At 71.8% G+C, this 14,122-nt stretch carries 10 protein-coding genes; 6 read left to right on the top strand and 4 right to left on the bottom strand.

Annotated features, from left to right (window positions below):
- Nucleotides 1-82 precede the first annotated feature (82 nt).
- The 3 genes from FCI23_RS14520 to FCI23_RS14510 all read left to right on the top strand — a co-directional run bounded on the left by FCI23_RS14520 (nucleotide 83) and on the right by FCI23_RS14510 (nucleotide 4,667).
- On the top strand, nucleotides 83-814 hold the full coding sequence (locus tag FCI23_RS14520; RefSeq protein ID WP_136724164.1) for an MBL fold metallo-hydrolase: 732 nt from the start codon (nucleotides 83-85) through the stop codon (nucleotides 812-814).
- 65 nt (nucleotides 815-879) lie between these two features.
- Nucleotides 880-1,713 carry a DUF3097 domain-containing protein gene (locus FCI23_RS14515; RefSeq protein ID WP_136724161.1) on the top strand — a complete coding sequence of 278 codons (834 nt, stop codon included), beginning with the start codon at nucleotides 880-882 and terminating at the stop codon, nucleotides 1,711-1,713.
- A gap of 71 nt (nucleotides 1,714-1,784) precedes the next feature.
- Nucleotides 1,785-4,667, top strand: a complete 2,883-nt coding sequence (locus FCI23_RS14510; protein WP_136724159.1) for an ABC transporter substrate-binding protein — start codon at nucleotides 1,785-1,787, stop codon at nucleotides 4,665-4,667.
- Nucleotides 4,668-4,683: 16 nt separating this feature from the next.
- On the opposite strand, the gene hemW is transcribed toward FCI23_RS14510, so the two are convergent.
- On the bottom strand, nucleotides 4,684-5,916 hold the full coding sequence (gene hemW, locus FCI23_RS14505; protein ID WP_136724156.1) for a radical SAM family heme chaperone HemW: 1,233 nt from the start codon (nucleotides 5,914-5,916) through the stop codon (nucleotides 4,684-4,686).
- 209 nt (nucleotides 5,917-6,125) lie between these two features.
- Between hemW and FCI23_RS14500 the strand changes: the two genes are divergently transcribed.
- From FCI23_RS14500 to FCI23_RS14490, 3 genes are all read left to right on the top strand, one after another.
- Entirely contained in the window at nucleotides 6,126-6,824 is a 699-nt protein-coding gene (locus tag FCI23_RS14500; RefSeq protein ID WP_246143708.1) for a response regulator, read from the top strand.
- 149 nt (nucleotides 6,825-6,973) lie between these two features.
- Nucleotides 6,974-9,046: a sensor histidine kinase gene (locus tag FCI23_RS14495; RefSeq protein ID WP_136724153.1), complete on the top strand. Its 2,073-nt coding sequence runs from the start codon at nucleotides 6,974-6,976 to the stop codon at nucleotides 9,044-9,046.
- Between the two features lie 81 nt (nucleotides 9,047-9,127).
- Entirely contained in the window at nucleotides 9,128-9,358 is a 231-nt protein-coding gene (locus FCI23_RS14490) for a hypothetical protein (RefSeq protein ID WP_136724150.1), read from the top strand.
- Nucleotides 9,359-9,679: 321 nt separating this feature from the next.
- Here FCI23_RS14490 and FCI23_RS14485 read toward each other — a convergent pair whose 3' ends face one another.
- From FCI23_RS14485 to FCI23_RS14475, 3 genes are all read right to left on the bottom strand, one after another.
- Nucleotides 9,680-10,525, bottom strand: coding sequence for an aldo/keto reductase (locus FCI23_RS14485; protein WP_136724147.1), 846 nt, complete (start codon nucleotides 10,523-10,525; stop codon nucleotides 9,680-9,682).
- A gap of 348 nt (nucleotides 10,526-10,873) precedes the next feature.
- Nucleotides 10,874-12,718 carry a multicopper oxidase domain-containing protein gene (locus FCI23_RS14480; protein ID WP_136724144.1) on the bottom strand — a complete coding sequence of 615 codons (1,845 nt, stop codon included), beginning with the start codon at nucleotides 12,716-12,718 and terminating at the stop codon, nucleotides 10,874-10,876.
- A complete protein-coding gene (locus FCI23_RS14475; protein ID WP_169316795.1) occupies nucleotides 12,715-13,941 on the bottom strand; it encodes an MFS transporter in 1,227 nt (408 codons plus the stop codon). Before FCI23_RS14475 ends, FCI23_RS14480 begins: the two co-directional genes overlap by 4 nt.
- Nucleotides 13,942-14,122 lie beyond the last annotated feature (181 nt).

The following is a 14,122-nucleotide window of genomic DNA, read 5'->3' as shown; positions in this document are numbered from 1 at the left end:
AACCACTTGTCATGACCGCCGTGATCCGCCATGACCGGCCACGCTACCGGCAACTTCAGGCCACCGGCGATACCTTCACCCCGTGGACAGCGACAGCACACGCAGAGACCTCGGCGGCTGGGAGCACCTCGCCCCCGGCGTCGCACGGCGCCGGCTCCCATTCCTGGACGTAACGATCGGGATCGTCGTCGGGGACGAGGGCGTGCTCATGATCGACGCCGGCTCCACCCCACGCGAGGGCGAGGAGCTCCGGCAACAAGTGATGGAGCTCACCGGACGGCCGGTCAGCCACATCGTGCTCACCCACGGCCACTTCGACCATGTGCTCGGCGCCTCCGTCTTCCCGCACGCGCAGGTGTACGGGGAGATGTCCCTCGACGGCTACCTGGAGCGCGGCGGGGTCACGCTGCGCGACGACGCTGTGGCGCACGGCGTCGCCCCGGACGAGGCCACCGAGGCCATCGAGGCCCTGGTCCGGCCGGGCAATCTCATCCACGAGCGGTACGCGCTCGACCTCGGCGGCGCCCGAGAGGTGCTGCTGGTGCACCCCGGCGGCGGCCACACCACGCACGACCTCGTCGTGGTCGTGCCCGGCACGCCCGCTGTCGTCTTCTGCGGTGACCTCGTCGAGGAGTCCGGCGAGCCGCAGGCGGGCCCCGACTCACTGGCCCGGCAGTGGCCCGCGACCCTGGACCGGCTGCTGCGGCTGGGCGGCGAGACCGCGCTCTATGTACCGGGACACGGCGCGGTGGTCGACGCGCGGTTCGTCCGGGCGCAAAGGGACGAACTGGCCGCCCGTTTCGGTGTGTCGTAACCACCGGCGTGTCGTAGCCAGGCGTAAAGCAGCCGCTCTGAACAGCCGCCGCTACGATCCCTGCCATGCGCAGCAGGAGTTACGGCCCGGATCTCACCCCGCCCTGGAAGAAGAGCGTCCCGGCCCCGGAAGCCGCCGCCGAGCCGGGCCTGGTGGTCGAGGAGGCCGACAGCGGCTTCTGCGGCGCCGTAGTCCGCTGCGAGAAGACGGCCGAGGGCCTGACGGTGACTCTGGAGGACCGCTTCGGCAAGCACCGGGTCTTTCCGATGACCCCGCGTGGATTCCTGCTCGAAGGGCGCCCCGTCACGCTCGTACGGCCAGGGCCAGGAGCCGGTGTCGGCGCCCCGCGTGCGCCCCGGCTGACGGCCTCCGGGTCCATCGCGGTGCCGGACGCACGTGCCCGGGTGGCCCGCGCGGGGCGGATCTATGTGGAGGGCCGGCACGACGCGGAGCTCGTCGAGCGGGTCTGGGGCGACGACCTGCGGATCGAGGGCGTCGTGGTCGAGTACCTCGAAGGCATTAACGACCTCCCCGCCATCGTGGCCGGTTTCTCGCCCGGTCCCGACGCCCGGCTCGGCGTCCTTGTCGACCATCTGGTCCCGGGTTCCAAGGAATCCCGGATCGCCGCCGAGGTGACGGACGCGAATGTGCTCGTCGTCGGGCATCCCTATATCGACGTGTGGGAGGCCGTGAAGCCGTCCTCGGTCGGCATTCCCGGCTGGCCGTCCGTCCCGCGCGGGCAGGACTGGAAGACCGGTGTCTGCCGGGCACTGGGCTGGGAGCCGAATACAGGGGCCGCCTGGCAGCGCATCCTGTCCTCGGTCCGTTCCTACAAGGATCTGCAGCCGGAACTCCTGGGCCGGGTGGAGGAATTGATCGATTTCGTCACGATGCCCTGATTGCGCTCTACACGGACCGGCATCTGGGTATATGAGTGTCCCTCAGCTACGGCGTTGCGGGGGAGGCACATATGGCGCCCGAAGTCTGGCGTGGCACGGTGGAGGTCGAAGCGGCCGAGTCCGTATTCGATCTGCTTGAACGACTGATCGACGACTACCCGAGGAACGGGCCGCTACTGCCGCTCGTCGTCCTCCAGGCGGCGGAATCCGACCGCCCCGGCGTCCTGGAGCGGCGGGTACGGGAGATCGTGCACTTCGTCCAGAAGGCCCAGCAGCCACGGGGGCTGCTCTCGAAGCTGCTGGAGGACAGTGACCACGGCGAGGGCCCGTACGCGGGCGCCGTGGCCAGGGTGCGCGAGCTGAGCGAGCACCCGTGGGAGAACCAGACCCGCTCGCAGTACCGGCCCTTCACCTTCCCGCGCTCCCGGCTGCTGTCCGCCATCGAACAGGCGGCCTCCGAGGCCGACGACGCGGTCGGCCGCAGACCACTGACCACCGCCGACCGCAGAGCCCGGCTCCTGGCCCGGCTCGCCGAGCTGCGCTGGCGGCCGGGGGCCAGCCGGCGGATAGCCGGGCTGCAGGACTCGATACGGTCCGCTCTCAACCCGTCCGGGTTCGCCGGGGCCATCTTCCTCGCGGGCTTCAGCGTGCTGCTCGGCGCGGCCGGCTGGCAGACCGCGATGGGCGTCGGCGTCGGGGCCTTCGCGGCCTTCACGGCCATAAGGTGGCTGGCCCGCAAGGCCCCGCCGCTGCTGTGGCTGCGCCACGCGAGCCAGTGGTTCGCCACCACCACCTTCCTCGCCCCCTCGGCCGCCCGGCCGCAGACCGGCGAGTGGTCGCGCTGGCGGCCGACCAAGTCCTGGGAGACCATCCAGGGGCGCGCCTTCGCCGTCGCCGAGCAGTTCGTCGCCGCCGAGTCCCGCACAGAGTCCGAGGAACGTGCCAAGGCCCGCCAGTTCTACCTGGAGCTGCGGGTGCTGGCCCTGCTGGAGGACTTGCGGTACAACTTCCGCCCCCGCTCCCTCGACCTGCGGCGGCGCAAGCGCACCGTGCCGCCCGTGGTCTTCCTCCCGCACGCCACCGCGACCAATGGCGGCATGCTGCTGCTCCGCGCCATCAGCAACGTACGCAGCCGCCGCAGCGAGGTCGATCCGCTGCTCGTGCTGGCCGCCATCCCCGCCACCGAGGCCCTGCGGCCCCGCGCGGAACCCGCCGACGGCGACTTCGCCGGTGACGACGACGAGCAGCCCTCGGGGCCGTACGCCCGCTACGAGCAGTGGGTGGTGAACCTCAGCGTCGGTCAGTCCCCGAGCCTGGCCCCCCGGCTGCCGTGGATCCTCTGGCTGCCGCTCGCCGCCGACCAGCTGCGCCCCCGCCCCGTGCAACGCTCCACCACCCGCATCCGGCGGACCGCCACCAGGGTGCTGTGGTCCCGGACCGGCCTCGGCGTCGTTCTCGCAGCCGCCCTCGCCCTCGGCTCCTTGGCCAACGTCCGAATATCCCACCATTACTGCGACGGCCAGCTCATCGGCTCCAACACCGACTCGGTGTGGCTCCCCGACCGCGCGGGTCACAAGGAGTGCATCGGCGTCGCCACCGGCGGCGTGCTCTTCGCCAAGCGCAGCGGGCTCGAGCTGGACGGCTCGGGCAAGGGCGTCACCTTCGCCAAGGTCGAGCAGGCGGTCCGCGCGGAGAACGCGACGGTCAAAAGCAGCAAGAAGATCGCCACCATCGTCTACGCGGGCCCGCTCACCCCGGGCAACGACAGCGCCAAGAAGGGGCTTGAGGAGCTGACCGGCGTCTACCTCTACCAGCACGAGAGCAACAGCTCGAACTACGAGGTCAAAATCAGGGTGCTGCTCGCCAATGGCGGCAACGACATGCTCAATACGACGGCCATGGTGAACTCCATCGTCCGGCTGGCGGCGCAGGACCACAGCATCGTCGGAGTCGTCGGCATGGGACGTGACACGGACTTCAGCGACCCCGCCACCAAGGCCCTGGCACGGGCCGGGCTGCCCGTCGTCGACACCACCAACTCCGGCAGCTACTTCGCGAAGAGCTACGCCAACTACTTCGGGCTGGCCGCGACCGACGACGAAGAGGCCCAGGCCATGCTGGGGATAGCCAGGCGTCAGGCCCAGCAGGGGCCGAAGAAGTACTCCGTCGTGCTCTCCCGGAAGACCGTCACCAACGATCACGACCGGTACGCCACGGAGCAGCGGCGCGTCGGCACGAACATGCTGCGGGAAGCGGGCTTCGTCCCCAACAACAGCCAGAGCTACGAGCTCGGTGAGAATGGATCGGCCAACCTCCAGGGGCCGGTCGCCGCGATCTGCAGCGCCGCCCATGTGCCCGACGCGCTGTACTTCGCCGGGCGCGTGGAGGACATACCCGTGCTCATGGACCAGCTGAACCAGACATCGGGCTGTTCCGACAAGCAGATCACCGTCTACACCGGCGATGACATCTCCAAGAACCAGGACACCGTCAACGCGCCCAATGTGACGGTCTACTACACCTCGCTCGCCCCCATGGATCAGGGCAAGGGCAATTTCTACCCCCGGGCGCGGGAGACGTTCCAGGAACTGGATGCGCAACAGACCGCTGCGGCGAATCCCTGGTACAAGGACAAGGTCTTCGCGAGCGGTCAGATCGTGTTGGCGTACGAGGCGACAGCCGCCATGTACACGGCCGCCTCACGCGGCGGTGAGGCGCACAACGCCGCAGAGACCTGGGGCAATCTGCGCAACGTCATGATCGAAAACATGCCTACCGGGACGGTCACTTTCACCGGCACCCAGCCGTACCAGCCCCAGGACGTGCACGGCATCGATGTGATCCGCGTCTGGTACCCCCCAGGCAAGGTCGAAGCCAGTTCCAGGATCCTCTGCGGTCGTGGCTCCGGTCTTCGTACCCCGAAGCTCACGGAGCTCAACTGCCCCTCGCAGTAGACCCTGGTCAGACCCCCTAATCAACCAGATCCCGTACGACGGCGTCCGCGAGCAGCCGCCCGCGCAGGGTGAGGACGGCGCGGCCGTCCTCGTAGGGGCCGGACTGCAGGAGCCCGTCCGTCAGAGCGCGGGCTGCTGCACGGGCCCCGGCGGGGGCGAGCAGGTCCAGCGGGCACCCGGCGGCGAGCCGCAGCTCCAGCAGGATCCGCTCCACCCTGCGGTCCTCGTCCGTCAGCAGTTCGCGGCCGGCGCCGGGCGTGCGGCCCTCCGCGAGGGCCTGGGCGTACGCCCCTGGGTGCTTGACGTTCCACCAGCGGACGCCGCCGGCATGGCTGTGTGCGCCCGGCCCGGCGCCCCACCAGTCCGCGCCCGTCCAGTACAGCTCGTTGTGCCGGCAGCGGCCGGCGGCCGAGGTCGCCCAGTTCGAGACCTCGTACCACTCGAATCCGGCGGCGGCGAGCGCCTGTTCGGCGATCAGATAGCGGTCGGCGTGGACGTCGTCGTCCGTCATCGGCACCTCGCCGCGGCGGATCCGGCGGGCGAGCTGGGTGCCCTCCTCGACGATCAGGGCGTAGGCGGAGATGTGGTCGGGCCCCGCGCCGGTCGCCGCGTCCAGCGACGCCCGCCAGTCGTCGTCGGACTCGCCGGGGGTGCCGTAGATCAGGTCCAGGTTGATGTGCTCGAAGCCCGCCGCCCGCGCCTCGGCGACACAGGCCTCGGGCCGGCCCGGGGTGTGCCGCCGGTCCAGCACCTGGAGCACATGCTGCCGGGCGCTCTGCATGCCGAAGGAGACCCGGTTGAAGCCGCCGGCCCGCAGCCGGTCCAGATACGCCGGGTCGACGGATTCTGGGTTGGCCTCGGTGGTGATCTCCGCGTCGTCCGTGAGGCCGAATTCGTCCCGGATCGCCGCCAGCATCCGCGCCAGGTCGGCGGCGGGAAGAAGGGTCGGTGTGCCGCCGCCGACGAAGACGGTCTCGACCCGGCGCGGGTCGTCGCCGAGGACCTTCCGGGCCAGCCGGATCTCGTCGATGAGTGTGTCGGCGTAGTTCTCGCGCGAGGCGAGGGCTCCGCCGGAGCCGCGCAGCTCACTGGCCGTATACGTGTTGAAGTCGCAGTAGCCGCAGCGGGTGGCGCAGTACGGGACGTGCAGATAGAACCCGAGCGGCCGGTCCGCCGCCCCGGCGAGCGCGCTCGCGGGCAGCGCTCCGTCCTCGGGCACGGGCTCGCCGTCAGGCAGTACGGAAGGCATGCGATCCATTGTCGCAACCTTTGACGCCGGTCTCGCACCGCGCGGCCCCAGGGCCGGTCTTTCGTGGCGGACGATTCGACAACGCGGCGAGCGTGCGTGCCTGGGCGCACCTCCCAGCCGCCAGGCCCGGGGGAGCGTCGCGGGCAGGGCGGCCCCCGCCGAGGTGAATTCGCAGAGTATCCACACGGACACGGTTAGTATGGGCAGTTGTGGCCGGTCAGGAAGTCCAGCAGGAAACCCAGGCACTCCAGAACCCCGACGCCGTGCGCGTGCTGATCGTCGACGATCACCCGCTGTTCCGCTCGGGCCTGCGCGCGGCGCTGGAAAGCGCGGACGGCGTCGAAGTGGTCGCGGAGGCCGAGACCGCCGGGGCGGTGCCCGGCGCGGTGGCGCGGCACCGGCCGGATGTAGTGGTGATGGACGTGTCGCTGCCGGACGCCTCCGGTATCGAGGCCACCCGGCGGCTCATGGACGGCGACACCCCGGTGCCGGTGCTGATGCTGACCATGTCCGACGACGACGGCAGCCTGCTCGCGGCGCTGCAGGCCGGGGCCCGCGGCTACCTGGTGAAGGGTGCCGGGCGGGACGAGGTGCTCTACGCGGTACGTACCGTCGCGGCGGGCGGCGCGGTCTTCGGGAAGGTCATGGCGGACCGCATCACACCGCTGATCACCGGGGGCCGGCAGCGCGCCGCGGAAGCCCTGTTCCCCGCGCTCACCGTGCGGGAGTGCGAGGTGCTCACCCTGGTCGCGCGCGGGTACGACAACCGGCGGATCGCCCGTGAGCTGTATGTGGCGGAGAAGACCGTACGCAACCACGTCACGCACATCTTCGAGAAGCTCCAGGTGGCCACCCGCGCGGAGGCGGTGGCCCTCGCCCGCGACATGGGCCTCGGTGACGAGCGCTGACAGCGGCCGACAGCGGAGCGCCCGGCCGGCGCACCCGGTCCGGAACCGGGACCGGGACCGGGACGGGACAACCGCCCCGTGCGCCCGGGACTGTCCGGGCCGGAGGGTGGAGCCCCGACCGCCCACGGCGGCCCGCTGTCAGGAGGGCCATGAGCGCACCCGACTCGACTCTCGCCCGCGCCTGCGCCTGCGCCGCGTGCGGCCTGGCACTGCTGTCCGCCGCCGTGTGGGTGGTGCTGGCGCTCACGCACCTGGACGACCCCGGGCTGCGGGACTCCGGGCTCGGGGATTACGGGATCTACGTGGTGGTGGGAACCGGATTCGCCCTGTCCGGGGTCTTCGCCACGACCCACCGCTCCGGCCGCGCCGTGGGCGTGCTGCTGTTGTCCGCCGGACTGGCCCTGACGCTGGCGCACGCGGTGTCGATCACCGCGGCCCTGATCCGGCCGGGGCCGGGACCCGTCACCGCTGTCGTCACCCTCGTGATGGCCGCCGACACCCTCTACTTCTTCGTCATCTTCGCGCTGCCCCTGTGGCTTCCCTCCGGACGGCTGCCGGGCCCCCGGCGGGGCAGGGTGTACGCGGTCGCCGTCACCGGATGGAGCGTGCTGGAGGAGTACTACGACACCGGTACGTCGGCCGACTGGTACGGGCTGCCGAACCCGTACCAGCGAGGGATGTGGGGAGACCTGGCAGGCCGGGCGGACTCCGCGCTGGGTAAGCCGGTGATGATCGTCCCGCTGGCGATCCTGCTGGTCAGCCTCACGGTCCTGCTGGTCCGCCGGCCCCGCGCCACCGGGCCGCATCCGCTGCGGCACGCGGCCCTGCTGCTGCCCTATCTGCTCTGGGTCGGCGTGATCTTCCTCGGCTACTACGTCGGCCTGCGCGGCACGCCCGCCCGGGTGGTCTACTACGCCGACGCCGCCGTGTGGCCGCTCACGCTGGGATACGTCTTCGCCCGGGACCGGTCCACTCACCCGGACCGCTCCACCCGCCGGGTGCTGGCCGCCTTCGTCCTCGCCGTCTGCCTGATCGCCGCGTACACCGCACTGGCCCTGGCGCTGTCCCGCTCGCTGCCCGGGGCGCGCACCACCGGCGCGCTGGCGCTGGCCGGGGCCGCCCTGGCGATCGGGCTCGTGCTGCGCCCGACCGGACGCTGGGCGCTGCGGGTCGTCGACCGGTTCTACTACGGCGAACGGGCCCGCCCCTACCATGTCGTGCGCGACCTCGCCGAGCGGCTCAGCCGGGCCGTGGGGCCGGGCGACGCACCACGGCTGCTGAGCGAGACCGTGGTCCGCACGCTCAGGCTGCCCGGCGCCCGGGTCGTCGTCCACACCCGCGCCGGCCCCCGGGAGCTGGCCGTCGCGGGGGACCCGGGCCCGGACTGCGTGGTCTTCCCGCTCACGTACGAGGGCGCCTCCATCGGGCACCTGCTCGTACCGCCCCGGCCCGGCGACCGGACGCTGGACCGCCAGGACCATGGCGTCCTGCGCTTCCTGGCCGACCAGGCGTCCCCCGCCATCGCCTCGCTACGGCTCTACGAAGACCTCCAGGCGAGCCGGGAGCAGCTCGTCATCACCCGCGAGGAAGCCCGCCGCCGGCTGCGCCACGATCTGCACGACGGGCTGGGACCGACGCTGTCCGCGCTGCGCCTCCAGGTGGACACCGCCCGCGCGGCGGTCACCGCGGGATCCCCGGCCGTGCTGCCGCTGCTGGACGTGTCCGAGGGCATCGGGCAGGCCATCGTGGAGTTGCGCCGGATCACCGACGGCCTGTCCCCGGCGGCCCTGGACCGGCTCGGCCTGCCCTGCGCCCTGCGACAGCTCGCGGAGCGGCTGGGCGGCCGGTCGGCGGGGCGTCCGCAGATCGACGTCATCGTGCACCCCGATCCGCTGCCGCCGCTGCCGGCCGCGGTGGAAGTGGCCGTCTACCGGATCGGCGGCGAGGCGCTGAACAACGTCGTACGGCACTCCGGGGCGGCACACGCCCTGCTGGCGGTGCGGTTGGCGCCCGGCGCGATCACGGTCGAGGTCAGCGACGACGGCTGCGGGCTCCCCCCGCACCGTACGGGCGGCGGCGTGGGGCTGCGGTCGATGGCCGAGCGGGCGGAGGAGCTCGGCGGCAGTTTCACGGCCGAGAACGGCCCCCTGGGGGTGGTGGTGCGCGCCTCGATCCCGCCGGTCGGCGGTGCCCTTACGGGTGGCTCTGGGTCCATTTCATGACCTGTGCCACATGCGCCTGGGACATCGGGCGGGCAAATCTTGGAGCACTGGATGACCGGTCACAACGTATGGAGGTTCGCGATGTCACGGAAGGCCCGCCGGATGAACATCATGGCACTTTCGCTGTCGGCTCTGGCCGCTGCCGCCGCGGTGACATTTCCCTGGATCAGGGAAATGCGGCGGCTCCGGGTCCTGGGGGCACCCGGGGACGAGGACGGTGGCGGCGGCAACGGTGGTGGCGGCGGCGACAAGGACCGCAAGAGCCCGCCCCAGCCGGACCACTGCTCGCCGGGAAAGCCCTGCACCAAGTGAAGGGACGGCGACGAGATGCGTGCCCCGCAGTGACGGAACGACAACGGAACCAGCAGGGCCGCGAGGCTGGTCGAAGGGGTCCGCAGCGAACCGCCCATGCCGACGACGAGCACCGGGTGCGCCATCCTGGTCCATCCCTTCCGTGGGATCGGTGAGCTGTTGGTCGTTGCGTACGAATGGAAACCCGCCCACCTCGGACCGGACCACCCGCACGACGGGTGCCGCCACCAGGTACGCGAACGCGGGCAACCAGCGCACCCAACACCGTTCGGGACACGCGCACCGAGCCAGGACACACTCCCGCTCAGCGCTGAGGAACGGTCAGAGCACCTCCAACGGTACGGGCCCGCTGGGCGGCGGGAACGCCTCGTCGAGGACGGCGAGCACCTCCGCAGGCAGCCGGAGGTCCGCCGCGCCGCGGTTCTCCCGGACGTGCTCCGGCCGTCCGGACCGCGGGATCGCGGCCACACCCTGTTCGAGCACCCACGCGAGCGCCACCTGGGCGGGAGAGGCCCCGAGGCTCCGGGCCACGGCCCGCAGGGTCTCGGCGCGCAGCAGCCGCCCCTGCTCGATGGGCGAGTACGCCATGACGGCCACCCCGTTCCGGCGGCACCAGGGGAGCAGGTCCCACTCGATGCCGCGTCGGGTCAGGTTGTAGAGCACCTGGTCGAGCGCCACCGCGCCGCCGCCGGGCAGGGAGGTCAGCTCGACCATGTCGGCGGCATCCAGATTGCTCACCCCCCAGTGGCGGATCTTTCCCGCGGCCACCAGGTCGGCGAATCCGGCGAGGGTCTCCTCCAGCGGGAACCGTCCGCGCCAGTGCAGCAGATAGAGGTCCAGCCGATCCGTACCGAGCCGCCGCAGGCTGCCCTCGCAGGCGGAGACTGTGCCCCGGCGGCTCGCGTGGCCGGGAAGCACCTTGCTGACCAGGAAGACCTCCTCACGGCGCCCGTCGATGGCCTCCCCGACGAGTTCCTCGGCGGCGCCGTCGCCGTACATCTCCGCCGTGTCGACGACGGTCATGCCGAGGTCCAGGCCCAGCCGCAGGGCAGCGATCTCGTCGCCACGCCGGCTCGGGTCCTCGCCGAGATACCAGGTGCCCTGCCCGAGAGCCGGGATCTCCTCCCCCGAGGGGAGCGGAATCGTGCGCATCACTGCTGTCGTCATGCCTGCCCTCCCGGCAGCTGGGGCCTGTTCGGCCGATTTCCGTGGGCAAGGGAGCGGCCCGCCGTGCTGCGGCACCTTGGGGGAGGCTGATGTCCGCAGCGGCGCCTGCGATCGCAAGGCGCCGGGTTGCCGTCATAGCGGAGCTACCAGAGCGTTCCGGCAATGCCACGATCTCCCCCCGACTACCGCTGGGAGGGCCGCCCGGGCCGTGCCGGATCGCGGCGTACGGCTTCTTCAGCCCATCATCACCGGCACAGTCGTGCAACTCAGCGTGTTTGATCTTCACCGGACCCATCAAGCCCGGCGCCGGAGGGTACTCGTGTTCAGCGTTAAGAGGCCGCGCGGCCCCTAAGCGTGCTCGTGTCCGGGGTCCCCGCCGTGTCCCATGCCGGGATCCGTGTCCATCACCGCTCCCGGCATGACCGAGAAGGGCCGCATCATCCCGGCGTCCTCGTGCTCCAGGATGTGGCAGTGGTACATGAACCGCCCTGTGGCGCCGCCGAAGCGGCCCGCGACGGAGACCATCGTGCCGGCCGGCACCCTGATGACGTCCTTCCAGCCCTGCTCGGCCGGTTCGATGTCCAGCGGCCCGGTGTAGGCGACCGGCGCGTCCTTCGCCGTACCGCCGCCGGCGGGGAGGAACGCCGCCGTGTCGTAACCCTCGACGGACAGGGCCTGGAAGCGGATGAGGTGGATGTGGATGGGGTGCAGGATCCCGCTGACGTTGAGGATCTTCCACTGCTCCCAACCGTCGAGGCGGACATGCCAGTTGAGGGTGTCGTCGAAGCGGGACGCCAGTCGCTGGTACGTCTTGGTGACGCCCTTGTCGTCCTTGACCTGGACGATGCCGTCCAGCACGGTGCCGGGCCCGGTGGGCGCCTGGCCCGCGTCGGCTTCCGCCATCTCCCACAGCCCGAGGGTGCCCTCCTTGTCGGCGGCCAGCATCAGCATGCGGTGCTCGTGCGCGGCCACATTGTCGTGGGTGAGGCGCAGGAAGCCCGCGGAGAGCGTCGCAGGGAGCCGGAACGGGTCGTCGGCCGGGGCGTCGGCCACCCGGAACTCCATGACATCGGGCTCGGGGAGCCGGGCGCCGGGCAGTGGATCACCGGGGCGTACGCCGTCGGGGAGCGGATCGCCGCGGAACGGGGCCTGCGCCGAGTTGACCAGCCGCAGCCTCCGGCCCTTGAGCGCGCCGAAGTCGATGAGGATGTCGGCCCGCTCGGCCGGGGCGAGGGTCAGGCCCCCGGCGGGCAGTGCGAGCGGCTCGCCGAGCAGGCCGCTGTCGGTGCCGATCAGATAACCGGCGCCGGTGACCTGCTCATTGTCCTCGCCGAGCAGGTGCAGACGGTAGACGCGGGCATTGGAGGCGTTGAGCACCCGGAAGCGGTACCAGCGCGGACGTACCTCCAGGTGCGGCCAGATGACACCGTTGACCAGGGTGTAGGGACCGAAGAAGGGCAGGGTGCCGGTGGTCTTGTGGAGCAGCTGCCCGGTGAGGCCGCCACTGTCGTCGGTGACGAAATTGCGGTCGCAGATCACCAGCGGTACCTCGGCGTCGCCCGAGGGCAGCCCGAGCCGGTCCTCCTCCTCGTCCCGCAGCAGGTACATCCCGGCGAGCCCGGCCATCACGTTGTAGCGGGTGATGTCCATCGCGTGGTCGTGGTACCAGAGCGTCATCGCCGGCTGGTCGTTGAGGTAGTCGGACAGCTGCGACTCGCCGAAGAGCACGGCGTTCTCGGTCCAGCCGTCGCTGCCGCCGCCGGTCACCGCTCCGTGCAGATGGACGACGTTCCAGGCGGGCAGCGCGGCCACTCCCGGTGTGATCGTGGCGGCGCCGACCCCGGGGTCGTTCATGGCGAGCGACGGATTGCCGGCGGCGTCGTCCAGGTGGGCGGCGACCACGGGGTAGGGGCTGGTGATGCCGTTGGTCCACGAAACACGGAGCCGCCGGCCCCGGCGCACCTCGATGACGGGTCCCGGGAAGTCGCCCTCGTACGTCCACAGCGGCGTCGGGGGGAGCTGCGAGTGCAGCCGGATCGCGGCGGAGCGGCTGCGCACGGTCAGCGGAATGTGTTGAGGGCCGGGCTCGGGGTGCCACCGGCGGGGGATCCGCAGCGGATCGGCGAACTTCTGGAGGGTTGTCGGCAGGGTTGTCGGCAGGGCGCTTGTCGTCTGGGTCAGGTCGGTGGTCATTCCGTGTCCTCCACAGGAGTGGTGCGGGTGGTGGGGCGGTCCCTCTCCGCGGCCCACAGCGGGAGCGGCGCGGCGGCGAGGGCGGCTCCGAGCACGCACACGCCCGGCCAGCCGAAATGGGCGTAGACGGACGCGGAGGCCGCCGAGCCGACCGCGCCGCCGATGAAGTAACTGGTCATGTAGACGGTGGTCACGCGGCTGTGCGCCACCCGTGGCAGGCGGTAGATCTGCTGCTGGTTGGCGGTCTGCGCGCCGCGCAGTCCGAAATCGAGCAGCACCGCCCCGGCGATCAGCGCCCCCAGGTGCCGCCCGCCGAGTGCCAGCGGCACGAACGACGCCACCATGAGCGCCAGGAACACCCCTGTCGCCGCCCGGGCGTGGCCCCGGTCGGCCATCCGGCCCGCCGGCCGCGCGGACAGCACCCCAACCAGTCCCGCCAGGGCGAACGCCCCGACCGCGCTCTCCCCGAAGTGGTAGGGGTCACCGGTGAGCAGGAACGCGCTGGGCGTCCAGAACGCGGAGAACGAGGCGAAAGCCGCGAAGCCGTACACGCACCGCCGGCGCAGCACCGGCTCGGCGGCGGCCAGCCGCAGCGTGCCGGCCAGCAGCCGCGCGTAGTGCCCTCCTCGTGCCTGCGGCGCTTGCTGCGGCAGCACGGCGCGCAGGGCGAAGGCCATGCCGGTGACCAGGACCGCGGCGGTCACATATACGGCGCGCCAGCCGAGGAGGCCGGTTACGGCTCCGGCGAACACCCGGGCCAGCAGTATCCCCGCGGTGAGCCCGCCCATGACGGTGCCGACCGCCCTGCCCCGTATCTGCTCCGGCGAGGCGGCGGCGGTGAGCGCCACCAGCACCTGGGACGCGCTGGCGGCGATGCCCAGCAGCCCGGCCGAGACCGTCAGCACCCACAGCGCCGGTGCCGCCGCCGCCAGTAGCAACGCCGGGGCCGCCAGCACCAGCAACCGCGACGCGAGCCGCACCCGGTCCACGATGTCGCCGAGCGGTACGACCAGCGCCAGACCGCACGCGTAGCCGACCTGCCCGGCGGTCACCACCGCCGTGGCGGCGGCATGCGGGACGTGAAAGCTCCGGGTGAGCTCCGGGAGCAACGGCTGGGCGTAGTAGATGCTCGCGACGGACAGCCCACACGCGGCAGCGGTCACCGCGAGGGCGTGCCCCCCGGGACCGGTCCCGGTCGCCGTTCCGGCAGCCCCGACGGGCACCGGGGGCTCCCCAGCGACGGGCGGCGTCGACAGACCTCGCCCGGCAGGACGTAGCCGCTGGCCTGCGGCCACCTCATAACCGCCGATCCGCGCAGTGGCGGCTGCCCGCCCTCGCGCCGGAAAAATCTCCTCCCGCCCCCACGGCGCGGACCAGCGGGGCCCACAGCCGAACAGGCGCCGG

Origin of the sequence: Actinacidiphila oryziradicis, assembly GCF_005047355.1 — a bacterium.
GTDB lineage: Bacteria > Actinomycetota > Actinomycetes > Streptomycetales > Streptomycetaceae > Actinacidiphila > Actinacidiphila oryziradicis.
Note: the sequence above shows the minus strand (reverse complement) of the source record. Positions and strands in the feature narration are given on the sequence as shown.

Excerpts from the sequence above, each read along its gene's own strand:
- FCI23_RS14510 (WP_136724159.1), top strand. The coding sequence starts at position 1,785 with ATGGCGCCCGAAGTCTGGCGTGGCACGGTGGAGGTCGAAGCGGCCGAG.
- hemW (WP_136724156.1), bottom strand. The coding sequence starts at position 5,916 with ATGCCTTCCGTACTGCCTGACGGCGAGCCCGTGCCCGAGGACGGAGCG.
- FCI23_RS14515 (WP_136724161.1), top strand. The coding sequence starts at position 880 with ATGCGCAGCAGGAGTTACGGCCCGGATCTCACCCCGCCCTGGAAGAAG.
- FCI23_RS14490 (WP_136724150.1), top strand. The coding sequence starts at position 9,128 with ATGTCACGGAAGGCCCGCCGGATGAACATCATGGCACTTTCGCTGTCG.
- FCI23_RS14495 (WP_136724153.1), top strand. The coding sequence starts at position 6,974 with ATGAGCGCACCCGACTCGACTCTCGCCCGCGCCTGCGCCTGCGCCGCG.
- FCI23_RS14485 (WP_136724147.1), bottom strand. The coding sequence starts at position 10,525 with ATGACGACAGCAGTGATGCGCACGATTCCGCTCCCCTCGGGGGAGGAG.
- FCI23_RS14480 (WP_136724144.1), bottom strand. The coding sequence starts at position 12,718 with ATGACCACCGACCTGACCCAGACGACAAGCGCCCTGCCGACAACCCTG.